General features: G+C 58.0%; 20 protein-coding genes. 10 read left to right on the top strand and 10 right to left on the bottom strand.

Going from position 1 to position 23,682, the window contains the following annotated elements; translation table 11 throughout:
- Positions 1-4 precede the first annotated feature (4 nt).
- From ACQUSM_RS14820 to ACQUSM_RS14840, 5 genes are all read left to right on the top strand, one after another.
- Entirely contained in the window at positions 5-220 is a 216-nt protein-coding gene (locus tag ACQUSM_RS14820) for a hypothetical protein (RefSeq protein ID WP_119712890.1), read from the top strand.
- Between the two features lie 123 nt (positions 221-343).
- Positions 344-1,345 (top strand): DUF6610 family protein, encoded by a 1,002-nt coding sequence (locus tag ACQUSM_RS14825; RefSeq protein WP_435119846.1) that lies wholly within the window; start codon positions 344-346, stop codon positions 1,343-1,345.
- A 71-nt stretch (positions 1,346-1,416) separates the two neighbouring features.
- Positions 1,417-1,764, top strand: a complete 348-nt coding sequence (locus ACQUSM_RS14830; RefSeq protein WP_435119847.1) for a hypothetical protein — start codon at positions 1,417-1,419, stop codon at positions 1,762-1,764.
- Between the two features lie 303 nt (positions 1,765-2,067).
- Positions 2,068-2,994: an ArdC-like ssDNA-binding domain-containing protein gene (locus tag ACQUSM_RS14835; RefSeq protein WP_435119849.1), complete on the top strand. Its 927-nt coding sequence runs from the start codon at positions 2,068-2,070 to the stop codon at positions 2,992-2,994.
- A gap of 559 nt (positions 2,995-3,553) precedes the next feature.
- Entirely contained in the window at positions 3,554-4,369 is an 816-nt protein-coding gene (locus ACQUSM_RS14840; RefSeq protein ID WP_435119851.1) for a hypothetical protein, read from the top strand.
- Positions 4,370-4,382: 13 nt separating this feature from the next.
- Here the strand turns inward: ACQUSM_RS14840 and ACQUSM_RS14845 are convergent, their stop codons facing one another.
- On the bottom strand, positions 4,383-5,186 hold the full coding sequence (locus ACQUSM_RS14845; RefSeq protein WP_435119853.1) for a DUF6036 family nucleotidyltransferase: 804 nt from the start codon (positions 5,184-5,186) through the stop codon (positions 4,383-4,385).
- On the bottom strand, positions 5,183-6,109 hold the full coding sequence (locus ACQUSM_RS14850) for a MarR family transcriptional regulator (RefSeq protein ID WP_435119855.1): 927 nt from the start codon (positions 6,107-6,109) through the stop codon (positions 5,183-5,185). The genes ACQUSM_RS14845 and ACQUSM_RS14850 overlap by 4 nt, the downstream gene beginning before the upstream one ends.
- Before the next feature lie 138 nt (positions 6,110-6,247).
- Here ACQUSM_RS14850 and ACQUSM_RS14855 point away from each other — a divergent pair, with 138 nt between their 5' ends.
- From ACQUSM_RS14855 to orc4, 3 genes are all read left to right on the top strand, one after another.
- Positions 6,248-6,571 carry a hypothetical protein gene (locus tag ACQUSM_RS14855; protein WP_435119857.1) on the top strand — a complete coding sequence of 108 codons (324 nt, stop codon included), beginning with the start codon at positions 6,248-6,250 and terminating at the stop codon, positions 6,569-6,571.
- Between the two features lie 54 nt (positions 6,572-6,625).
- A complete protein-coding gene (locus tag ACQUSM_RS14860; RefSeq protein WP_435119859.1) occupies positions 6,626-7,279 on the top strand; it encodes an HNH endonuclease in 654 nt (217 codons plus the stop codon).
- A 713-nt stretch (positions 7,280-7,992) separates the two neighbouring features.
- On the top strand, positions 7,993-9,225 hold the full coding sequence (orc4, locus tag ACQUSM_RS14865; protein ID WP_136718528.1) for a DNA replication protein Orc4: 1,233 nt from the start codon (positions 7,993-7,995) through the stop codon (positions 9,223-9,225).
- Positions 9,226-9,363: 138 nt separating this feature from the next.
- Here orc4 and ACQUSM_RS14870 read toward each other — a convergent pair whose 3' ends face one another.
- From ACQUSM_RS14870 to ACQUSM_RS14880, 3 genes are read right to left on the bottom strand one after another with little or no spacing between them, the layout of a single operon-like run.
- Complete coding sequence (locus ACQUSM_RS14870) at positions 9,364-11,532, bottom strand: type B DNA-directed DNA polymerase (protein ID WP_435119860.1); 2,169 nt, start codon at positions 11,530-11,532, stop codon at positions 9,364-9,366.
- Between the two features lie 2 nt (positions 11,533-11,534).
- The gene (locus ACQUSM_RS14875; protein ID WP_435119862.1) at positions 11,535-11,840 is read right to left on the bottom strand and encodes a hypothetical protein; all 306 of its coding nucleotides are present in this window, start codon (positions 11,838-11,840) and stop codon (positions 11,535-11,537) included.
- Positions 11,841-11,842: 2 nt separating this feature from the next.
- Positions 11,843-12,682, bottom strand: coding sequence for a hypothetical protein (locus ACQUSM_RS14880; protein WP_435119864.1), 840 nt, complete (start codon positions 12,680-12,682; stop codon positions 11,843-11,845).
- A 378-nt stretch (positions 12,683-13,060) separates the two neighbouring features.
- On the opposite strand from ACQUSM_RS14880, the gene ACQUSM_RS14885 reads away from it, so the two are divergent.
- Positions 13,061-13,744: an SOS response-associated peptidase gene (locus tag ACQUSM_RS14885; RefSeq protein ID WP_435119927.1), complete on the top strand. Its 684-nt coding sequence runs from the start codon at positions 13,061-13,063 to the stop codon at positions 13,742-13,744.
- A gap of 189 nt (positions 13,745-13,933) precedes the next feature.
- Here the strand turns inward: ACQUSM_RS14885 and ACQUSM_RS14890 are convergent, their stop codons facing one another.
- The 5 genes from ACQUSM_RS14890 to ACQUSM_RS14910 form a co-directional block, all read right to left on the bottom strand.
- Positions 13,934-15,334: a hypothetical protein gene (locus ACQUSM_RS14890; protein ID WP_435119866.1), complete on the bottom strand. Its 1,401-nt coding sequence runs from the start codon at positions 15,332-15,334 to the stop codon at positions 13,934-13,936.
- A gap of 296 nt (positions 15,335-15,630) precedes the next feature.
- Complete coding sequence (locus tag ACQUSM_RS14895) at positions 15,631-16,878, bottom strand: SAVED domain-containing protein (RefSeq protein WP_435119868.1); 1,248 nt, start codon at positions 16,876-16,878, stop codon at positions 15,631-15,633.
- Positions 16,875-18,809, bottom strand: coding sequence for a ThiF family adenylyltransferase (locus tag ACQUSM_RS14900; protein WP_435119870.1), 1,935 nt, complete (start codon positions 18,807-18,809; stop codon positions 16,875-16,877). The genes ACQUSM_RS14895 and ACQUSM_RS14900 overlap by 4 nt, the downstream gene beginning before the upstream one ends.
- A 410-nt stretch (positions 18,810-19,219) precedes the next feature.
- Complete coding sequence (locus tag ACQUSM_RS14905) at positions 19,220-20,344, bottom strand: SMODS domain-containing nucleotidyltransferase (protein WP_435119872.1); 1,125 nt, start codon at positions 20,342-20,344, stop codon at positions 19,220-19,222.
- Between the two features lie 24 nt (positions 20,345-20,368).
- Positions 20,369-21,397, bottom strand: a complete 1,029-nt coding sequence (locus tag ACQUSM_RS14910) for a Cdc6/Cdc18 family protein (RefSeq protein ID WP_435119874.1) — start codon at positions 21,395-21,397, stop codon at positions 20,369-20,371.
- Positions 21,398-21,656: 259 nt separating this feature from the next.
- Between ACQUSM_RS14910 and ACQUSM_RS14915 the strand changes: the two genes are divergently transcribed.
- Positions 21,657-23,678, top strand: a complete 2,022-nt coding sequence (locus ACQUSM_RS14915) for a DEAD/DEAH box helicase family protein (protein WP_435119876.1) — start codon at positions 21,657-21,659, stop codon at positions 23,676-23,678.
- Positions 23,679-23,682 lie beyond the last annotated feature (4 nt).

Genomic DNA, 23,682 nt, shown 5'->3' on the forward strand with positions numbered 1-23,682 from the left:
CGAGATGGGGACCACTGACGACAAAGAGAGCGACGAATTCCCTCCAGAGAAGCGTCTGGAAGCACCGAACACGAGCCTAATCAAGGCCGGGATCAAGACGATTCCGGATATGGAGACACTCCGTGAGTGTGTTGCCTACGAGAACGCGCACCAGAATCGGACGCAGATTCTGCGCCGGCTCAAGTGGAAAGCTGAAGAGTTACGTGAGGACGAAGGGTAAGCGCTGTTCTTAACCAACACATTCCGCGTGAGTTTCCCTATTGTTGGTTAATGTGCTGTGCCGCGGTTTTTCGGGCCCCTGAATGGGCGCGGGGCGACCAACAGCCGCCTCGCGAGTTCCGTTATGTCCCTCGATTTGAGTCCAGACTCCAGCACGGCTAGCGACATCGCTGTCGCCAGACAAGCGGACCATGTGGCGTTCCTCCATCGAGTTCCATTCGTCGCTGATGCGTTGGCCCTCGGATTTCTTCCCGGGTTTCGAGAAGACTGTGGGTATCAGGCAGACCAGTACCTGAACCTCGAGATTCCTGTGGGGATGCTCGATAACGACTTCCGCAATCCCGACCTGGAACGATTCGTCAATCGCTTCTTCGAGCGCGAGCCACAGGTCGGTGTCATCGGCGACATCTACGAACCAGATGCCGTCGACGCCCACGTCGCTGCGGCTCGTGAGATCCAAGCGAGCTATCCCGAGGCCGAACTCATCGTCGTTCCGAAGTCGCAGGCGGTGATCGACGCGATTCCCGAGACCCTCGTCCTCGGGTATTCACGGGGATACGCCGACCGCCTAGCCCACGAGTTCTCCGACCCAGCCGATTGGAGAGGGCGGCGCGTCCACATCCTCGGCGGGAGTCCGCCCAAGCAGCTCGACGCCATTCGACAGCTGACCAGACCGACACTCACCGACGAGCCACCGGCCGACATCGTCGGCGTCGACTGGAACGGCCTGCACCGCGGCGCACAGTTCGGTGAGTTCTGGACGGCCGACGGCTGGGACGACAGCGGTCGCAACGCCGACCACGTCACCGTCCGAAAGACGGTGCGACACAGCCTCACTCGCGTCCGTGAGTTTTGGAGGACCCACGGAATCTGGCCCGAAACGACACCGCAAGACGAGGGGCTCGACGTCGAGTACGAGGGACCGAGTCCTGCCGATCTCGAGGACGCCGCCTGTACCGAATGCGGGACGAACGTCTGGCGAACTCGCCGCAGCCCGTATGTGGCCGAATACGATACCGGCGCAATCTGTGGATACTGCAGCTACGAGTGCTACTTCAGCCACCGTCACCGGAATAACCTGGAGGAGATCGCCGGCGAGCAGAGCGTCTACCTCCCGCCGGCGTGACTTCGCGACCTGTTTTTCGTGCCCCCAGAAAGGGCGAGGGCTCGTTCAAAAGCTCTCAGAGGTGACTTCCAGTGAGTCAACAACAGCGTCCTGACAACGTCTCGATCGACGAGATTCCGGTCGACATCGACAACACGCAATCAGCGGAGGTCGACCCCGCCGACGTCCCCGACGAAATCGAATCCATCACCCGTGGGCTCGCCGGTGAGCAGCCGCCGACGAATCCCATAGTGGTTCTCAAAGCGGCCCGGTGGTGGTACATTCACGGCAAGGGCGGCACGGATCCCGCCTTCCAGTGGGCCATCGAGTGGGCGCGTCACCTTGCTACCGACACGCCTAGCGACGTTGAGCGGTTCGACGAGTTCCTCGAGTACCTCGTCACGGTCGGCTTCGCTGAGGAGCGATCAACGCTTCGCTAATCAGATCTCGTAGCACGCGACATCTTCGGCACCGCAAGTTGGACACTCATCAGCATTCTCTGAGAGTGTCTCTCCACAGTGCCGGCACTCCCACACCGTCGACGACTTCCCCTCGACGGCTTTGCGGAGTGTAGTCAGTATCCCCATCCGGGCCAGATGAGGTCCCCTCGGTTGTTAACACTATCCTCTAACTCCTACCCCTACTTAAACGATGTTCGCGGAGGGCTGTTTCTGATGCGCCCCTGAGGGGTGCGGCGCGGGCTGAACAGGTGCAGTCGCGGTGACCGTGATTCGGTGAACACCATGTCCACGACCAGTGACTCGTCGGTCTCCTTCGACCAGACCGACACGCGATCCGACGAGATGAACAGTACGATCGAACAGTGGATCGACGACCTCGTCGCCGGCGTCGACGACGCGCAGGCCAGCGCGGAGTTCCAGGAGTGGTTGGACGTCCAGAGTCGCTTCCACGACTACTCCTACCGGAACACGCTCCTCATCAAGCGGCAGTGTCCCGAGGCGAGCCGGGTTGCGGGCTACCGTACGTGGCAGGAGGAGTTCGACCGTCACGTCACGGAGGGCGAGTCGGCCATCTGGATCTGGGCGCCGATCATCACCACGCAGTGCCCGGAGTGCGAGAACTCGCCGAGCTACCACGAGGACAGTGACTGTGAGTACGACGAGACACCGCCCGAGGAGTGGTCCGAAGGACTGGTCGGGTTCAAGCCCGCGCCGGTGTTCGACGTCTCTCAGACCGAAGGCGAGCCGCTTCCTGATCTCGACACGGAAGCGACCGGGGACGTCGACGACCTCGTCGAACAGTTGACTGCCGCCGCTGATGAGCTTGGTGTGACGGTGCAAATCGTTCCAGCCGAGGAGTGGACGCACGGCGAGGCGAAGGGCATCTGCGAGCAGCTGAGTCTCGTCAATATGCAGCCGCGTGTCGAGGTGCGTGATCGGGAGAATGACGCTGATCTCGCCCGGACGCTGGTTCACGAGTACGCGCACGCCCTGCTCCACTTCGACGTCGACGACGACACCGAGCGGTCGAAACGCGAAGTCGAGGCCGAAGCCGTCGCGTACGTCGTCGGCCGGTACTGCGGACTCGACACCAGTGGGTCGGCGTTCTACCTCGCAGCTTGGGAGTCGGACGATCCCGAGGTCGTTCGCGAGCGGCTCGGACGAATCAGTCGGACGGCAGAGGAACTCATCGACGTCCTCGAAGAGTAACCCTCGCGCTTCACTAGCGGAACAGTCCTACGAGTAGCATCAAACCAGCAGCTCCTATCGCGAAAGTCGTCTGAACTGCAGAGAAACCCCCGCGAAGTGCCATTCGAGTATAATTTGGATTTGAATGGTAGAGGTCGCTCGCCATCCCAATTATCGCATCAACTAGTGGAGCCAACACATCAAATACCAGCGCCTTTCCAAAATTCACCCCTGCTTGACCCAGTCGGTACGCAACCGTCACCAAGAAATTCGCCTTCCCCGTCAGGAAATGGCGGTTTGAAGGTGTGACGTACTGTCCCGTGCCGTTGGTCGGGTTAAATGGCCATTTTGCGAACTTCACAGCCTCAGTAAACAGCGATGCCACAAACGCGATAAGTCCCCGAATCATCTTGTGTGTTATGTAGTAACTAGTGGCACATTAAATTTCGTTCTCAAAAGGCACCAAGCCAGACGGCTAATTGAGCCAGATCAATTCTCTATGTCAACATTGACTTCCAGTTTCTGGAAGTTTTTCTGCGCCCGCCGAGGGGCGGAGGCGCGTTCTGACCTCCGTCGAATGATGACTGACCGCTATCTCACGACAGTCCTCGAGGAAGCTGAGCACGTTGCCGAGCAGCATGACCAGGTCGCTCGAACGACAGACAACCAAGCCCACGAGTACCTCCGATACGCCGTCCTCCGGGTGCTCGAGGGGCAGGCAGACCACCTCCCGACGGGCTGGACGCCGATCGACGGCGTGACCGTCGGCTACGGGAACGACGAGGCGATGTACAATAGCTGGGGCTCCAGCGAAGACTGGTGGGAGATTGTCCCGCCGCAGGAGGCGTGTACCCGCTTCCGGGTGTTCTTCCCGGACGACCACCAGACGGTTCCCCGCGACATCGTCGACGTGATGGCCGCGCTCGGTGCCTGGCGCGTCTGGACTGGGTGCGCAGCCGCGTGCGGCTCCTACGACCATCGCGAGCGCCGCGAGGTCCATTATCTCTGGCCGGAAGGCCATCCGGTGGAGGAAGTGCTCCACGAGCGGCTCCGTGGCCCTGCGGAAGCCGTCGCTCCGGACGGGGGCCGAACGGGCGACGTTCGCGACCGACTGGTCGTCGACGAAAACGCAGAGTCACAGGACGATCTCGAGCCCCGCACGAAGCGTGCCGTCGCCGAAGCGATGGACGTCTCACTCCTCTCGAAGGGTGGCCGCTACGAGGTACAGTCCGCGTCCGGCAACAGGTATGAAGTCGACGTTATCGACGAATCGTGTACCTGTCCCGACTGGCAGCAACGTTCACCCGAAGGCGGCTGCAAGCACCTGCGCCGCGTCGATCACGAGATCAAACGGGGCCGCGTGCCCCGACCAGACGGCCGCCTTCCTTCCACGTAGGGCGACGATTGAGCTACTCCACAGGACGGATCGTGTCGCCATCCCGACTGACCCGGTCGAACGTTGAGAGATACGCGATCCGGTCCCGAACCTCCTCGGCATCCAGCTCCAGTTTCGCGGCCAGTTCGTCGACGGTCATCGGTTCATCGAGTGCCTGGAGGACTTCGAGCCCCCGGTAGTACCTATTCGTGAGCTCCTGGACGCGGCCCTCGATCGGCGTGGTCACCCCGTACCGCTCCTCGAGTTCGACCAGGGCCTCGTTCGCGAACGTGGCGAACTGATCGTCCCCCAGGCGTTCGATCTGGGCTTCGAGTTCATCCCGGACGACATCGTAATCGAGGCCGGCCTGCACGAGCATATTCATGTCCTCGATGTCGTCGTCACGACCTGCGATCAGTTTGAACAGGAAGATATCCTCGGTGCTGACCAGCCGGACCGTCAGTCGATCCGTATCGAGGAACGGCTCGCTGCGCTGTTGCATCCCGTCGGTGAGCACGAGCTTGTTTGCGACCTGCCGGTTGAAGATGTCGAGGCGACACCCATCGTCGTTCTCGACGCAGCTCGTCGCCCCCAGCGCCCGATAATCTGGATCCAGCGATTGAACTTCTGCATACCCGAGGTCCATCAGGACGGCCCACAGCTGACCGTACGCGTCGCCATCCGGGACGACCAGGTCGATATCTTTCGTCGCCCCCTTGAGGTCGCGCAGCGACATCGCGCCACCACCGATCAGGTAGACCGTGAGCGGTTCAGATAGCCCGTCCCCGATTCGCTGGAATTCGTTCTCGATGTACTCACGGCCGAATGTTGGTCTCATTGTGGTAGTGGCACCTCGTAGTCAGCCGCCAGCTCCTGGAACTCGCCCCACTCCGGGAGCCGGTCGTCGTCGACCTCTCCGTGCGTTTCGAGATAGCGGAGCAAGGCGTCGATTTCGTCTTCGAGGTCATACTTCGCCGCTCGCTCTCGGAGGTCCGCCTCGTCGACGTCAACGTGGCTGAGCAGGAGGAGACAGTACGAGCGGTGGCGGCTGCCGTCGTCGATGAGCAGCGTGTGACAGCAGAGCTCCGCCGGCGAGACTGCGTCGAGGTCCTCGGAGTAGAGATAGTAGCGGTGGCCGGTGAGCAGAAACTGGAGGTCGAAGGCGGCGAATCGAGCGAGGCCGGTTTCGTGGAACGCCGCCGCGTCGATCTCCGTCTCGGCCTGGGCGAGGAATTCGTCGTAGTCCTCCCAGAGAATTGTGCCCTTCGGGGCGACGGCTTCGAGGCGATGGCGATGCAGCTGGTGTGCGAGTTCACGGGCGAACTCGTGGAGGCGGTCGAAGTCGGCGTTGAACTCGTAGTGGCCGTCGACGGTCCCGACAAGCCCACGGTCGCGAAACCGCTTGAGGACGCGGTTAACCGTGTTGCGGTAGTTGTCGCTCCGGTCGGCGATCTCGGAGACAGTTCGCGGCTGGTCGAGGTAGTACAGCACCTCGAGTGCCTTCCCGGTCAGCAGCTCGGGGAAGTCAATGTGGGAGTGCTGACGAACGAGGTCCTGATAGAGCTCGACGGCGCGAGCATCCGACGGGACGACGCGTTTTCGACGGCCGTCGCGTTCCGTGTAGACGAGTCCCTTTTCGACGAGGTCGCCGACGGCACGAGAGAGGTAGCTCTCGCTGTGGTCGAGCTTCGTCGCGAGTTCGGAGATCGTGTCGCCGCGGTCGACCGTGGCGAGGACCTCGAGTTCGATGCGCCGGAGCACAGTGTAACACAGTACGAAACTGCTATGTAAAGAAGTTTCGAGTAGTGTTACAGTCAGGGGGGACGGGTACCGGCTCCATTGTCTTAACCAACAAAACTATGGATTCGTGGGCCGTGTTGGTTAACACGAGAGTAGCCGATGTCCTACGAACCCCCGACCCCACCGGCGAACCTCCCGACGGAGATCGTCAACACGCTCAACGAGTCGGAGCCGGAGCAGCTCCGAGACGTTGCGACGTACGCTGAAGCGCTCGCCGAGCACAAGGAACGAGAGGCCCGTCTCGAGGAGTCGGCAGATCAAGAAGAGGTCGAAGAGCGACCAGATGATCTCCCGGACGACGTCCCTGCAAAAGCGACGATCACGATCAAGGAAATCAACGATAATCGCTACTACTACTGGCAGTGGCGGGAGGGCGATTCAGTGAAGTCCAAATATAAAGGGCCGGTCAACCCGGACGAATAGCCCCGGACATTCATCAGTGATGCCGGTTGCTAATGGGCGGCGAAAGGCCGACCCATGCCCATCGAAGTTGAGTGTGATTTCTGTGGTGAGACAATCTCAAAATCTCCGTCGGTAGTGGAGCGTGCAGAGCACCACTTCTGCGATAAGACTTGTCAGGGGAATTGGCGGTCTGAACAAAAGGACAACAGAGTCACCCTCCAATGCGACTACTGTGGGACGGATTTCAAACGATACGAGTGGAATCTCAAAGACGATCAGACAAACCAGTTCTGTAGCAACGAGTGTAGGGGACGATGGCAGATAGAAAATCGTCCACAGACAGAATGTACAAACTGCGGTGAGACAATCGGGCGGATTCAGTACGATATCGAATCAGCTGATCGCCATTTCTGCAGTCGAGACTGTCAGTGGGAATGGCAGGAGGAGACAGCTACCTACGATTGGGTATCAACCCCGAACTATGGACCGCTATGGAAAGAGCGGCGTGAACAGGTCTTAGAGCGAGATAATCGAACCTGCCAGGGGTGTGGCCGTAGCGAAAACGAACTCGGATATACGCCGCGAGTACATCATATTCGGCCGTTCGCGGAGTTCGATGAGGATGAGGTCGAAGCTGCTCACGATCCATCGAATCTAGTCTCGCTCTGTGAGCCTTGTCACACCAGATGGGAAGGCGTCCCGCTTCGTCCGAAATTGCTCTTAGAATAGGTCCGGAGGAAGATACCTTGCTCAGGACCGAACTCGACGAGATGTCGCAGAGTATGGATGGCCGATCAACCCGGACGAGTAAAACTCGATGATGGAGGACACCCACCCCACGTTTCCGTCGTAACTGGATGTTGGTGGAGGGGGTGACGCTGATTTGGAAGGGACCACACCCCCCGCATTTCCGTCGTTTCTCCACGACGGCGTAGGGAGAGACTACGATAGTGCAATACAGCCACTAATTCTGTTGACCTAGAACCAATCTAGAGAAGAACTAACTTCTGTAACACATAGATTAAAGTGGTATAGCTGAGAAACGCTCATTAAGTGTACTTCGACCAAAAAGGGGGGCGAAGTACTTCGCCCCCTCAGATGAAACGATCCTTTCCAGCTGCTTCTGTAGACGGCCAGTATTGGACGGCTAGGCCGCTCTCGTCTTTGGTATCTCGTCGTGGATGTCTTCTTCGAGTCCCCTCCCCACCTGTTCGGTGATTACGACGGAAACGTGGGGTGTGTGGGTTCGGGATTCGACATCGAGGCGACGCTTCCGTCTACGGGTTTCCTCTCTCACGTCGGAAACGCGGCTATATTGTCAGCAATCCAATTCCACCGAATGACGGCATTTTCCGGCTGATATCGGACAAGGAACGTCGGAAACGTGGGGTGACGTTCTCCACTAGATTTATACTCCCCCCGCTCACACCGTGTGATATTCAATGACGCCCGACTCTTCACCCAGTTCTGTCGACGATCCACTCTTTGAATCCGGGCATCGTATCTTCGCGAACAAGGATCTCCTGAAAATCGGCCACGTTCCGGAGGCTGACCGGATCGTCGGTCGCGACGAGGAAATCTCGAAGCTCGCGAAACGTCTCAACGGTGCTGTCCACGGGTACTCCCCGGAAAACGTGATGATCTACGGGAAAACGGGGACCGGTAAATCTCTCGTTTCGAAACACGTCTGCCAACGAGCTCAGAATGCCGCTCAGGATGGCGTCGAGATTGGAACCGCGTATATCGACTGTGCTGAAGACAACACGGAGACTCAAGCAATCTCCTCACTGGCCGCGAAGCTGAACGATGAATCTTCGACTGGAATCTCCGTCCCCCATACCGGCCTCAGTACGTCGAAATACTACAAACTCCTCTGGAAGACGCTCGACGCTCAATTCGATTCTGTGATCATCATCCTCGACGAGATCGATCTGATGAACGACGACAGCGTGCTGATGAAGCTCTCGCGCGCTGAGGAGGCGGGAAAAATCGACTGTAGCGTCGGTGTCATCGCGATCAGCAACAAGATCCAGTACGTCGACAACGTGAACGAGCGCGTGAAAAGCAGCTTCCAGCACAAGGAGCTGTTCTTCAAGCCATACGACGCCAACCAGCTCCGGGAGATCATGTTCAACCGCGAGGACGCCTTCCAGGACGACGTCCTTTCCGAGGACGTGATTCCGCTCTCGGCGGCCTTCGCCGCGCAGGAACACGGTGACGCTCGGAAGGCGATCGACATTCTTCGCCACGCCGGGGAGGTCGCCTACGAGGCCGGAGCAGAGCAGGTGACGGAGGAACACGTCCGCCAGGCACAGCAGCACGCCGAAAAGGACCGGTTCAGAGAACTCGTGAACGGCGCACCCACGCAGGCGAAGGCGGCGTTGCTGGCGCTCACGGAGCTGAGTGTCAACAGCAACGACGATGCGTTCCTCACGAGCCGGGTGTACGACCAGTACGAACGCATCTGCAACCATCTCGATATGGATATCCTCTCCGTCCGCCGGTTCCGCGACATCCTGAAAGAGCAGGCCTTCCTCGGGGTTGTCGAAATCGAGAAGATCAACAAGGGAAGTGCGGGCGGGATCCACCTCCAGAACCGACTCATCGAAGATCCCCAGGTCGTCCGCGAAACGATCCTTGAGGACAGCCGGATGCAGGACTGGACTCGCGAGTAGTGACCCCCTACTACTGAGTGGGTGCGGACGACGGAAATCCGGGGTGGGGCGTGAGGAAACGACGGAAACGAGGGGGGTCGAAAATTACGTCGGAAACGTGGGGTTGGATCGAAACGACGGAAACCAGGGGTGGGTCCACTACGACAGTTCGTTGGAGGCTCCGTACGAACTCAAAACGGCATCCCTCTCACCGGAGAGCTCTCGGCGAATGTCGGATCGGTCCCACCCGAGCGGTGAAAGCACGCTCTCAATCGCCCGAACCAGCTGCGTCTCGTAGTACGAGGCGTCGTAGGTCTCGATCTCCTCGTGGGCGAGGGCGACCCGGTCTCGCGAGGATTTCTCGTCGTCGACGACCACGTACTCGATATCTTGGCCCGGGTGGACTGCCAGGTCCTGCTCGCGAGCCCGTTTCAAGGCGGCCACGTTCTGTGTATTCTGTGAGTAGCCCTCCAGGGGCTTGGAGACACGGTTCCGCTCGACGAGCCGCTCTACTGCTACGGTGCCCGCCTGCAGTTCGTCGATTGCTCGTTCGAGCCGTCCGAGCACCGCGTCCGGTGACCGCGTAGCATCGAGCTGGTCGAGACAGTCCCGCTGGACGTTCTCGATGAACGGCGGGGTTGAGCGCTGCCGGGCTTCGATACCTCTGATTTTGAAGTCGTCGCCGCCGGCGACCTTCCCGAAGTATTTCGTCAACGCACCAGCGTCGCTCTCGCGCTGCGGGACGAACGCCACCCAGTCGTAGTGGGCTTCGTGTTCGAGCCGAATCTCGACCTCTTCCGTGATTGCCGTCGCGAGCGTCCCGAGGTCCTCTCGGTCATCGTCGTCGACGTCGGGGTCGGGCGTCACCCAGATGGAGTCGACGATTCCGTGGACGACCCGCCAGCCGCCCGCTTCCAGCCGCTGTTTCGTCGTCAGCAGAATCTCACGAGCGAATGCATTAATCGCCTCGTGACACTCGATGCGGCCGAACTTCGCGTTGCTGAACCCCTGATAGCCGAAGCAGGCGACGAGGATCCACTTCAGCGCTCCCGACCGCCCCTCGAGTTCTGCCAGTCGGTCCTCGTCGGGGTCGTCCCGTTCTTTCTCGCGACGGATGGCCGCCTTGATCTCGTCGCGAGCGTCGATGATCGGCTGTAGCACGTCGACGAGGTAGCCCCGGTCCTCGCAGATCGAGTACCCGAGGCCGGGGACGTCGTCGCGGTCGCTGTGGCAGCTACACCGGATGACGTCCGGCGAGACGTTCCGGGTACAGATGATGTTCGGATAGAGACTCGAGAAGTCGAGTTCGTGGACGTTCTCGTGGAGGCCGACCTCGGGTGCGAAGATGAAGCCGCCGCGGTCGGCGTCGTGGAGCGTCCCCATCGGCTTGTAGAACTCGTGGCGCCAGGAGTTCCATGGGACGAGGACGCCGCGGTCGTGGGCCTCGCAGATCTGGATCGCCGTGAGCACGTTCCCGATCGACGCCCACGCGAGCTCCTGGACGGGCTTCTTTGAGCGCGACACGAGGTCGAGGACGCCGTCGAGGTTCGTCTCCCCGTAGAAGAACGTGTTCGACTCGTCGATGATCGCCCGGCCGGGGATGTTGTACCGCGCCGGCGAGTGGCCGACGCGGCCGTAACTCGAGTACGTCGACCGGCTCGCGAGCTGCTGGTAGTCGACGTCCGGCCACCGACTCAGCGAGAAGTCGTCGACGCCGGCAGCCGTCGCCATCTCGTACAGAGTTGGGACGATCTCGCTCGTCGAACAGACCAGGACGTCCGGATCGTGTGCGTCGAGCGCCCCCTGGACGGCGGTCAAGATATCTGTCGGCGAGCCGGTGACGGTGTCGCCGGCGACGGACAGCTCCCCGTAGACGTCGTTGCTCGTTTCGGTCACCGGAACGCTGAGCCGAAGCGTCGACAGCTCGTTCGCCGGCGTCGGATCGGCGCCGGTCTCCAGACAGTACCGGAACTCTCGCGAGAAGTCGACGTTGAAGCAGGCGAGATCCCCGACTGGATAGGCCGACAGCTGACGCGCCTGCCGGGCGAGTGGAGTGATGCGGTCGATGTGGACGACGTCGACCGCGAGAACGGCCTCCTCGTCTCGTCGAAAGCCCGGCCGTCGCGTAACCATCTCGGTCGCGACGACGTCCGGGTGCTGGTCGTACACCGACTGGAGCGTCGTGAGATCGAGGTCGGCATCAGGGTCCCGAGGGGCGACGTAGAATCGCGGTGTGTAGTTATCCCGTTCTGTTGCGACGGCGCCGTCGGGGGTTGCCTCCCACTCTATGACGCGCCCGTCGTCCAGAAAATCGATACTGAACGGCATCGTCACGGGTTCGCGTCCGGTGGGGAACTCTCCTGGTCATCGCTTGTTGCAACCGCGGCTTCGAGCTCCTCGAGGCGCTCTTCGTGGTCGTCGAGGCGCCCCTCCTGTTCGATATCGATGCTGAGCAGCGCCGGCAGTAGTGGGTTCTGGTGGTTCAACAGCCCGCTCGCGTCGGCGTGCTCGCGTGCGTACTCGAATAGCCGGTCGAACCGTGGCTGGTCGCGACGCCGCAGTGCCCGGCGGAACTCGGCCCAGCGCTCTTCGATGGCCCGCAGTGCATCACGGTAGGTTGGGTTCGTGCGCCCCATCGCTATCGTCCTCCTGTCCCGGTTGCGGTCCACGCATCGAGCAAGGGATCTGCGGTGGCCGCCACCGTCTCACCGTCAGCTGTGACACCCGTCCCGACACCCTCCGGGGTCGGCGTCGACGGCGCCGGCGTCGTCGGTTCCACGCCGACCTGCGTGGCGCGTGCCGCGAGCAGCTGCCGCCAGTACGCGAACGTCGTCTGGTAGTACGCGCCGTCGTCGACGGGATAGACGAGCGTCTCGAAGTCCTCGCCAACGACCCGTGGCCCCATCCGGGTCTGCTCGCACTCCAGGTGGTGGTCGGCGACCGTCGCGACTGACTCGGTGAATTCGTTTCGTTCGTTTCGCGTAACGAGCACTGGGATGTCGTACCCATCGGCGTAGGTCGCCAACCGGGCGAGAGTTCGAGCCTGAAGAGTTTCCGCGTGGGTCTCGCCGAGGGTATCGTCGGCGCGGTACTGGGCGTCGACGGCCGGCGCGACGATGAGGGCGGGCGTGTGGGGCGACGTGTCCTCGTCACGACTTGGTGCCCTTCGACCGGCCGCCCCGGAATCGGCGGTGGACGCCTGGATTGCCTTGTTCACCGCTGTTGGGAGATCACAGACGGCGCCGTAGTGCTGGTAGGCGGTAAATCCGCGTGCGACGTGGATTCGGTTGAGCAACCGTTGACTGGGCGCGATCTGGGCGAGTGTCGTCGTCGTCGCGTGTCCGTTTGCGTCGACCCAGAAAGCGGGCCCGTCGTGCAGGAGGAGATGGTCGAGTACGAGCGACTGCAGGATCGGGACGCCGCGGCCTCCCTCGACGTCGAGCAGCGTGATGCCGTCCTCGAGTGACGGCAACAGCATCTCGTCGGTAGCCGGATCGGCCTGGTCCGCAAGAGACCGATTGCGGTCTGCACCCCGAGTTGGCTGGTCCACCGCCAATCGGTTCGACGTTGAGTGTTCTCTCATACTCGACTAGTTGTCTACCTTCCCGATAAGCCGCGGCGTGGCGCTTCCGCGTTTCAGGAAAAGGCACGAGATAGATGGTAATCCTCCCTCAGTCGTCGTGTTTCTGCGGACGATTGACTGTTTCCGAGAACGTTTCCAGAACCAGACTAGTCGGACCCGCTCAGTTAACCAACATTCCCCGATTCTTCGTGGTTGTTTGTTGGTTAAAGACGTTGCTGCTGACGAGATTCCTGTGCGACCACGTTCAAGATGCTACCCACCGAACTCCTCGGTATGTGTGGACGGAACTCGCTCTTTATCGACCAAGCAGACCTCGAGGCCCGCTTCGATGCCGAGGTCGTCGCAGACGGCGGGTACACACCCCGATACAACATCGCGCCTGGCGACGACCTCCACATCATCACGAACGAGGCTTCCGACGAGATCGACACCTACCACTGGGGGCTGATTCCGTTCTGGGCGGACGAACCCGAGGAGGGCATCATCAACGCTCGCTCCGAGACTGCCGACGAGAAACGCGTCTTCGAGCGAGCGTGGGAATCACGTCCCTGCCTCGTCCCCTCGTCAGGGTTTTACGAATGGAAATCGCCGAACGGTGGTTCGAAACAGCCCTACCGGATTTTTCGCGAGGACGACCCCGCGTTCGCGATGGCCGGGCTCTGGGACGTCTGGGAAGACGACGAGACGATCTCGTGCGTCACGATTCTCACGACGGAGCCGAACGACCTGATGAACTCAATCCACGACCGGATGCCGGTCGTCCTCCCGAAGGATACTGAGTCCGACTGGCTCGCCGCAGATCCGGACACCCGCAAGGAACTGTGTCAGCCGTATCCGAAGGACGATCTGGACGCTTACGAGATTTCGACGCGGGTCAACAACCCCGGCAACGACGATCCTCAGGTCATCGAGCCGCTGGACCACGAGCAATCGGGCCTCGGCGAGTTCAGTTCCTGATAGCTGACGGGGTCACGGTCACTGCATCGGCGACGCTGCTGCCGAATCGACGAGCGAGTGCTCTCGATCCTGGATGGTGCCTTCTGCCGTGAGGGGGTCTCCGAGATGCTTACACTCGGTCTTATCCAAGTGTGCCTTCCGCTGAGAGAGCATCACGTACTATGCGACGATGACTCGTCTGTTATCAGGCTAGCACCTATCCTGATCATCTGATGCCGTGTCCGATGGCCATGTTGGGCCCTCTGGGCGGGGAATCTCCTCAACCAGATCCTTCTCGAACTGCGAAGCTCTCCAGGCTATCACGTTCTCCTTCCGCTGGACATACTTTTCGTCGGTATCCAGCCACCGGGCAATCTCCTCGTAACTGTGACCAGCACAGAGCAGCACCATCACTGCGAAATCGAAGCGATCGAGATTGCTCTCGTTTGCATCGGCATCAATCCGGTCGAGGAACGCTTGTGAGGCATCACCGACGAACTCCATCAGTATCTCATACAGCTCTTCGTCATCAAATCCATCAAACGTGAATCCCTCCGTGATGTTGTTCCCGGGGTCACTCTCTTCGGTATCCCAGCGAATCTCTTCGATGGTTGCTCTTTCACAGTCGTGAAGTCTTGATAGGCGCTCTGGATTCTCCTGTTCCCAGGTTGTGATTGTGTCGGCTACTGCCTCAGATTGAGCGTGTTCGATATAGGGCTCACACCCCCGCTTCGCGATGACTGACTCGATGTTCTTTCCCGAGATCGTCAGTAGGACGGACGCACATCGATCAGTCTGTTCGAGGATCTGTGCGACTTCACGACGCGATTCGAGTTCGTCAAGGCCTGCACGTTTCTGCGCGTCGTGGACGAGGTTGTTTCTACGTTCTTTGACCTCGACAAGTGATCCATGGTCACCTCCGGTCAGTATTTGGATATCACAGAGTTTCTCTAATCGCTTCGCGTGCCCCATACTCCGAACGTGCTCTGTGATGCTGTCGAGACGAGCTTCCTCGCGAAAGAGCTCGTTGAGGACCGTTTCTGTCGTCAGCTCTTCGATGAGTGCCGAGGCGAGGAGGAGATACGAAAAGAATGACCGCTCAACGTCGCTGTCGATCTCGTCGGCGGACCGGAGTTTTTCAGCGATTTCAGTACGCTGTTCGAGATAATACTCGAGGACGTTGTCTGAGTGCCCGACGAGAGAGTTTTGGCGTTCTACGTAGGCAACTTGGAGGAGTAATTCCTTCTCGAAAGGGGTGCTCTCACTCAGTTTCTGGCACTTCTGGAGCGAAGTTGTGGGGAGATGGCGAGTCAAATAATCGATGTCGTCGTAGACGAGCGGCGTATTCGTCGGGCAATTGTCTACGATTGACTGAAAGTCGTCGTTGTCAGCGAGCTCGCTGAGTGCAGCACGTATCTCGTCGACGCTAAGTTCCCGGACATCTTCTGACGCGTCTGATTCTTCACCGACCGGAACGACGCGGTACGACGCATCTCCAACGATGACGACCGGCCCTTCCAGGTCGAGAACCTGATATTCCCCGATAGGGCTCAGAGAGACTGTCTCTGCATCTATTGCGAACGATAAGTCGAGATCAGTGTCGTCGCCCACGCGTCAAAAAACAGCAAAGAGCTCTATTCGACTTGGGCTTCGTACTCGTCCCAAAGCGTGTCAATGTCCGTGCCGGTCTCCTCAGAGATATGGCGCAGCAGTTGCGCCCTGTTCTCGAACCGACGGAGCTGGCTCTTTGCGCTCATAGTAGGACATAATCGCTCCTGCAGTAATAAATCACGGGGGTGCATTCTCTCGGTCAACAAAACACGACCTACCAGTTTAATCACCGCGTAGACGACGCGCTGGTGCGGCGTGATCGAGTCGATGCTCTTCTGGCAATGGGCACTGATTTGCTATTGATCTTCTGAGGCGGTGCCTGAGCAGTCTGAGAGTGACTGATCCTGTAATCGACCAGCAGGATAGTACCGACCCTCGTCTTTGCTATAGAGGTAGGTCTGGATCGGTCTAAGAGTGTTTGAGTTTCGCCCGAAGAGAAAGGCGAGCCCCATCGGGCCAGCTATGAAGAGATGAATGGTCGATGTATTTGGCAGTTCTTTGATCGCGTCTCGTACCTTGGTACGGAAAACATCTGCAGCATGGGCTGCCTGTGCCGGGGACAATTCCACATCAGGCCCATCTTCCGGTGTCAATCTGAGCACACCGTTGAAATCCGGAAGGTTGTTATGCATCTGGTCTATCTCCGGTTGCACATCGGCCGCGATGTTGACGAGCACCGCAAGCTCGGATCCGTGATTCGGTTGTCGCTGGAGCTCTCCTTCTAACCCGCTTTCCTCTTCGTCGATATCGAATGTCCATTCTGTCATCCCGGCAGGGCCGGTGGGTTGCATCCACGTTGCTTGGATACGACGTGTGGTTGGGAGACAGTAACCGACCGCAAACGCAGCGGGAAGATGCGTTCGGCCACGGAAGCGGAGGGGACGCCCCGATGTGTTTTGAATGAGGCAGTCCGTCACCGTGGTTAAGGCCGGGAGTAGACGCTGGTTCCATACTTCTTGGGATGGTGGGCCATGTTCGAACGATCTTGACCAGTCAATAGCAATCGCTGGATCGATGTCGTGAGCCGGCGATTCGTAGGTGTCAAGTGAACATTCGAGAGGCTCACCGTCCGGTAAATACCCATCTATCCGCTCGATCCGCTCTGATAAGACGGTCTGGACGATCTCTGTAGCTTTGTCAGCCGTGGTCTCCTCCAGGGGGAGCATTTTCCAGGCGGAAAAGTCGTGGAGGATCGGTGCCTCGTTGAGTATCGATTTGGCTTCTCCAACGCTGACATCGGGACATGGCACAACGACCACGAAAAACTCATCATCCCCGTCCCAGCGCTTGTTGAATCCCGGCAACTCGTCGTTAAGAATGATGTCGGAGTCGGCTACGCCCTCACTGACGAGCGCAATACCACTGGCCGTTTCCGGGTTCTCCAACTGGTCGATGATTTCGTCTCTGAGTGGCTCCGGCTTCAAATCGAAGATATCCCGCCAAATCGGCACCCCGTGTCGCTCCAGTTCCGTTTGCAGGAAGTTGGCGACGTTCGTCTGTTCGTGCTTATAGCTGAGAAATACACGGCCAGTTGGATCAGTCATATATCGTCACCGACGTTGAGAGTTGAAGCAGCATCTGGGTTGTCAATCCGTTCTAACTGCTCGTATTCCTTACTATCGTGGAATAGATAGGCGTTAATCGAGAACTGACCCTCTTCGTCCTGACCAACGATGAAGAGGAGCGGATGCGGACAGTCGTAGCCGTCGTCGTTGGCGATTTCATTCATCGCAGTTCGATCGTCCCGACTGAGATTGGGTGATGCGCCGGGATGGTAGTGCCATTCCCCGAGATAGTCGATGCCGATGCTCTCTCTGGCGTCTTTGAGCCACTCCTCGACTTTGTCGGTTCCTCGGAGGAATCGAGTTGGTTCTTGAATGGAGTCCCGCGGTGGGTCTCGGGCATTAACCACCAGTGCTGGTCCATCGAGACGGTCGGTACCAGCCAGAATCCCGCCCGTTTCACATGGATGTTCCTTTCGGCAGCGATCATACATCGCTTCAAGACACGTGGCCGGAATCTGTACGGTGATTGGTGATTCCGGCGCTCGCCATATTGTTCCGTCCTGGAAGGAAGGTGTGGCCTGTGAAATAGTCGGCAGCTCGTCGTCACTACCGGTCTCGAGTACGGTGAAGTGATTCTCGCGCAGACTCAATGCCGTCGCCTGATCAAGAAGCCGTGTCACTGTCCCAGCCCACGTCATCACCCGGTCCGTTCGGATAACTGATGCTGGGTGCCAGCAGCCCACTCGTTCGGGGATGGCATCCTCGTCTTCGTCCCATTCGATCTGTTCTTGCAACCGCCATGGATCGAACGCTTCGTTGTAATCTCTGTACGGAAACGTATGTGAGTAAGCTGTGAAGCAGAACAACCGGTTCGCTCGCCGACCCATCGCAGCGGAGCAAAACACGACCGGGTGATTCCATCTAATCGCATCCAGAGCGCGACGAACTCCCCGTGACGCGGTACAGTCAATTACTACCTCCGCTTCTCTAATTGGCTCCGGCAACTCACCGCTCGGTGGAAAGGCGCTATCCACATCAAAGACCTGGGCGTACGGTGCAATGGATTCGAGCCGGTCCGCGATTGCTGTCGCCTTGTTTCGCCCCACCTCATCGATTGTTAGTGTGTGACGAGCCACGTTGCCGATCTCATACGTATCATTGTCGACGAGGGTAAGCTGTTTACAGCCGGCTCGAACGAGGTTCTCAGCAACCATACTGCCGAGCGCTCCCGCTCCGATGAGTACGATGTTGCGATCTAGAAACCACTCTGTCATATGCCCGCGTCTGGTGAGCTGCTCATGCGACCAGTTGTCCGAGTCCAGCCACCGAATCTGTTCCTCTCCGGCTTCCCGCCGTTCGGCTATCTCAGGCCCCTTTCCAGTATCTCGAAATCCGCCGGAGAGGTCATTCGGATCTTTGAACTCTTTTATTTCGATTGGTTGCCAATAGATGATCTCGGGGTCGCCGCCAACCGTTGCTGGGATGGGGAATCCAATTAGAAGGACCTTGACCGGCTCATCGTCTAAGACGGGCTTAATATTCGCCCGTAGTTCGTACGGGTCGGTCTCGGTACCCTCGAAAAATACGTCTAACTGTTCCCACGTCTCTGGGGCCTCCCACGGGGGTTCAATCGGCACCTCTTCTAACAGTGCCCACGCTCCGGAAACAGAGTCATCAGGATTCGAATCGATATATCCGCCCCATTGTGGCTGATAGACGACTTCATCGTCGCTATCTTTGAACGTAACAGTCGCGTATGTCTCTTCAGCAGTTGGCAACGAGCGGAGATTGACTGTCCCCCACTGTCCATACGCCGTCCTCCAATCTGAGAACGACTCCTGCGTCTCGTTGAATGCGATGGTCGTGGCCGAAGCCGAGTTCGTATCGAAGGCCGGGATTTCAAACGGTTCGTCTGGTTCCCGGAGTTCCCCTTTCGCAGCATTACTTAACCACCGCAATGCTCGGTCCATATGCCAACAGAGTCGATCACGGCTTGTGCTGGGTTCACCGGTTGCTCCCGTTTGACTGAGGGTGTGCCCATACCGAGCAACACAGATATCGCCTCGTCGCCACGGGGTATCGTCGCCCCCAGCCACGTTCAGCTTCTGGTGGGGGAATGTGGCTGTAATGGTGTTCTCTTCTTGATCCGCAGGGTAGATCCCAATTGAACCGGCGGGGTACGTATCCCGTAGATGGAGATACCAGTCCGTCTCGCGTGGCACGTCCGGATGGGGTTCTAAGTCGTCTGGAGAAAGCCTGATCTTGACGATCCACCGTCCGTTGCTATCGTGTCGATATGGATCTTTGAGGACGGTGACTCCGTCCCGTTCGGCAATGGCTGCGACGGCTTCTGTAATTTCATGGGGAGGCATTTATGATGTCAGCTGTCCGACGCGGCGAACTGGTGGTCAGATGGATCCTCTACCTGTGAGGACGATCCTACTGACATGGCCTTCTCCCCTCCATCGTCAGAATCGTCGTCGCTTCCGAAGGGAGGGAATTTCTCACCGAAGAGCTGGTACCAGTAATCTCTCGATGTTTCTTTGTCCTCCTCATCCAGTGCTGTCCGCGCGAGCTCTGCGGCATCTTCTGCCTCATCGTAGAACGCCGCGAAATCTACGCCGTCGATTTGTTTGAGGACGTCATTCTCGGGGGTTTTCGGGAGACCGTGAGCAGGCAGGGTAGGGGTTTCCTCAGCCATTGCTTCGGTCTTGAACTGCCCTGTGAGTTCTTCGAGCGTTCTTGTCACGCCCTCGGCGACGCTGTCGATATCATGAGGACAGCACTGGCCAACGATGTGCTCGAGAGGATAGCTTGTCGGTCCTTCGACGTCGGGTGTCTTCGTTCGCCGCCACCATTTGATGGCTTTGACGACGTTCACGTAGTGGCCATCCGTGATATCGTTCTTATTTACGGTGAAGACGATAGTTGCGAGGGGATGGGTATTCTCCCACTCGTTTTCATCTCGATGTGGGATCTTGAGCGGTTCGTCCTTCCACTCGTCGTCGCCATCCGCCGACATATTGAGGGCCTCCGCCACGGTCGAAAGGTTGTCCGGACTCAGGGCTGTGCCTACGTCCAGTGAACCCAGTGATTTGACGGCTTCTCGTGTTGCCTCGCTGGGTGCCGCTGTCAAGACGAGATCGATTTCCACCTTCTCTTCCTCGATCTTGTAGGAGTGGGCATTCGGTTCCCACTGTCCCTCATAGTGTTCATCCAGGAACGGCTCGCATTTTCTTAGCGCAACATCGGTATCAAGGTCACTGCTGAGATCAGAGACAAAGACGACGTCAACGTCGGATTTCTCGTCTTCCTGCGGTCTGAGTGCCGTCCACCGGCGGTAGCTCCCCTGTAGAAAGTCTGCAACGTAGAACTCGTCGACGTCATCGTCAGTCTGTAAGTGATCGCGGAGGGTTTCGTGGCCCTCCTTGTAGGCATCATTGTGTTCGTCCTGCGGGCGAATGTCTGATAGGAAGGTCTCGAATAGTGTGGGAAGTGTGGTCATGGTGTATCGATGTTCTGGAACGTTTTAAGTGGTTGTTGTAGCAGGCGGTGACTCAATGATTGCGTATTCTCGATCCCGGCTCGTGCCCTCGGCCTCGAGGAGGTTGTACTGGGCCATCTTCGAGAGATAGGACCGGATGGTCCGTTTCGTCCGTGGGTCATCGACCTCCTCGGAATAGCGCTCGTGAATCTCGCTCGGCCCGACCGAGCCGTGCTCACGAACGATGTCGTAGACGACGCGCTGGTGCGGCGTGAGCGAGTCGAGGCTCTTCTGCTTGATCTGGGCCCGAGCATCCTCGGCGGCGTCCAGGAGCATATCGTCGGTGATGCGCTCGTGGTTCTCGCGATCGGCCTTGCCGGCGGCCGTTCGGAGGATGCCGATTGCGAGGCGTGCGTCACCGGCGGCTGCGTCGGCGATCCGATAGAGTTGGTCGTCGGTGATGACGTCCTCATCGAGTCCCCACTTTGCCCGCGCACTCAGAATGTCGTACAGCTGCTCGTCGTGGTACTTGTCCATCCGGACGTGTTCGCTGGAGCGCAGGCGGCTCACGAGGCGGTCGTCGACGCGGCTGAACAGCTCCTCTTCCTTGTTCGCGATGCAGATGATCGCGAACTGCGGGAGGCTGTGGAGGTCGTAGATTACGCTGGGGTCTTCGAGCTGGTCGACCTCGTCGAGGATGACGACGGTTCGCGGGCCGTCATGCTGCTGGAGGCGATCAACGAGTTCGTCGTGGGGCGTCGACTGCCGGTGGATGTCGATGGTCGCGCCGAGGTCGTCGAGGATTTGGTAGAGCGTCCGAAATCGGGTGTAGTTACGCCAGCAGTTGACGTAGGTGGCCTCGACGTCGAGCACCTCCTCACGTAGGCGTTCGGTGACGAATTGCGAGATGCACGTCTTGCCGGCGCCGCTGGGTCCAGTGACGATGGCCGTGTCGGCGGGTTCCCCGTTCGTGATGGGCTCAAGAACGCTGGAGAGGTGGTTGACTTCGGCGTCGCGATGCTCAACTTCCCGAGGAACGAACCCGGCGCGGAGAACGCGAGCATCGCGGATCATTTGGCTCTACTGGAGTGATTCACAACCAGCTATAAAAAGAATAACTGGGTCGTTTCCGGGAAGTGTTTTGGACATATCCTGGAACTGGATAAAATGGTTCACGTCGGGTGGTTCTGTGCTGATTCCTTAGCTAGCTCCTCATTTCCGGAAACGCTATTCATTCTCAAAGCTGGTCGATCTTGCTGTTCATAATTCAAGTCCGAATCCGGGAAAGACGGTATATACGCTTTTGAACCTCTGCCACATTATCTGTTTTAAGATGGAGCCCGAGAGCGATTTCGCAGATTTGGAACTCCCTAGGGTCATCGACACCTCTTCTGATGACCTAATGGAGGATTTCTATATCCCCCTTCTCTCACGAGCTAAGGTCTATCGACGCGGTGTCGGATACTTCACTACAAATTGGGTCCGATCTGCGGCACGAGGAATAGCGGAACTTGCTGAAAATGGCGGTACAGCGCAGTGGATAATGAGTCCTATTTTGGAAGAAGATGACTGGGAGGCTCTTAAGAGGGGGAACCGTGCTAAGACGGATGAGGTCCTCCGAGAATCGCTAGATAGCACGATATCTGATCTGCGGTATGACCTGGAGTATGAAACTCGCAATGCGATCGCGTGGATGATCGCTGATGGTCTACTCGAAATCAAGCTGGCTGTTCCTTCGAAGAAGCTGTCGGGTGACTTCCACGATAAATTTGGGGTATTCTATGACTGGAATGGGAACCGTGTTGCTTTCCATGGCTCCCAGAATGATAGCGAACAGGCTCTCCGGAATTACGAAGCATATACCATCGACTGCGATTGGATAAGCGACCGCGATAGTGAGGGGGTGAATATGCAAGAAAAGCGGTTTGAGAATCTTTGGGAAGGCCGAGATGAGAATGTCGGAGTCCATACAATCCCTGAGGGGGTTAAGGAGGGAATCGCTGAACTCCGAGATAATAACAATCGACCTTATGAACCGCCAGAATCAGTTGCTACTACCGAATCTGAAATTGTTCTCCGAGATTATCAACGGGACGCTGTTGATGCTTGGTTCGACAATGACAACAGAGGCCTATTCCAGATGGCAACTGGAACAGGCAAGACGTTCACAGCTCTAGCGGCGCTTGATGAATACACAGATACCGTAGATGATCCACTTCTTTGTGTAATTGCTGTCCCTCAGAAACACCTTGCGCGGCAGTGGGCCCAGGAAATGGATACGTTCGGGCTTGACCAACCAAAATTTGTCTATCACTCAGCTAATCCCGACTGGAAAAACGATCTCTCCCGGGCGGTTTCAAATTTAGAACTCGGAATCAAGAATTACGAATGCCTGATTACAACTCATCAAACATTCTCCGGGGAGCACTTTCGAGAGAAAGTGAGTCAGCTTTCTCGGGATACAATCCTCATCGGGGACGAAGTACACGGCCTTGGTTCCGAGGGTAGGCGAAAAGGGCTTCTTGATTCCTATGACGCGAGGATTGGGCTATCAGCGACTCCGGAGCGCTATTATGATGAAGAAGGTTCTAACCATCTACTTGACTATTTTGATGGAGTCATATACGAATACCCGTTAGAAGACGCCATTCCGCAGTATCTGACTCCATATCGGTATCATCCCATTGTTGTTGAAATGGATGAAGACGAACTGGAGGACTATCGTCAAATGACTCAGTCCGTAGTCGCATCAAGATACTCTGAAGATGCAGATGAGGAGACAACAAATATTCTCCAATCACAACGCGCAGAAATCGTTAAAGAAGCGATCAACAAGTATGATGTTCTCCGAGATATCCTACGAAGTTTAGATGATATCAAGCACCTTCTAGTCTATACAAACTCAGAACAGATAGACACAGTCGGGTCGATTCTGAACGAATTCGGGGTAATGCATCACCGGTTTACCCATGAGGAGGGTGATGACTTGCGCGAGGAGTTACTTACCCGGTTTGGAGAGGGTGAATACGAGGCGCTTGTGGCAATGCGGTGTCTAGACGAAGGTGTTGACGTTCCAGCTACCAGGACAGCAATCTTAATGGCTAATACTGGGAACCCGATGCAATTTATCCAGCGCCGAGGTAGAGTTCTTCGGCAAGCCCCCGGTAAGGATCGAGCGGACATCTATGATCTACTCGTGGTTCCAACCCTTGAGCCAGACGAGGATATTGCGATGTCTGAACAATACATCCTTGAGAAGGAACTTCGTCGATTCGAGGAATTTGCTGAAACAGCGGAAAACGAATATGAAGCTCGCAACAAGATCGAAGACGTTCGTATCGCATATGGTATCTGAGAAG

The sequence above is a fragment of the Halolamina sp. C58 genome, from assembly GCF_051195095.1.
Classification (GTDB): domain Archaea; phylum Halobacteriota; class Halobacteria; order Halobacteriales; family Haloferacaceae; genus Halolamina.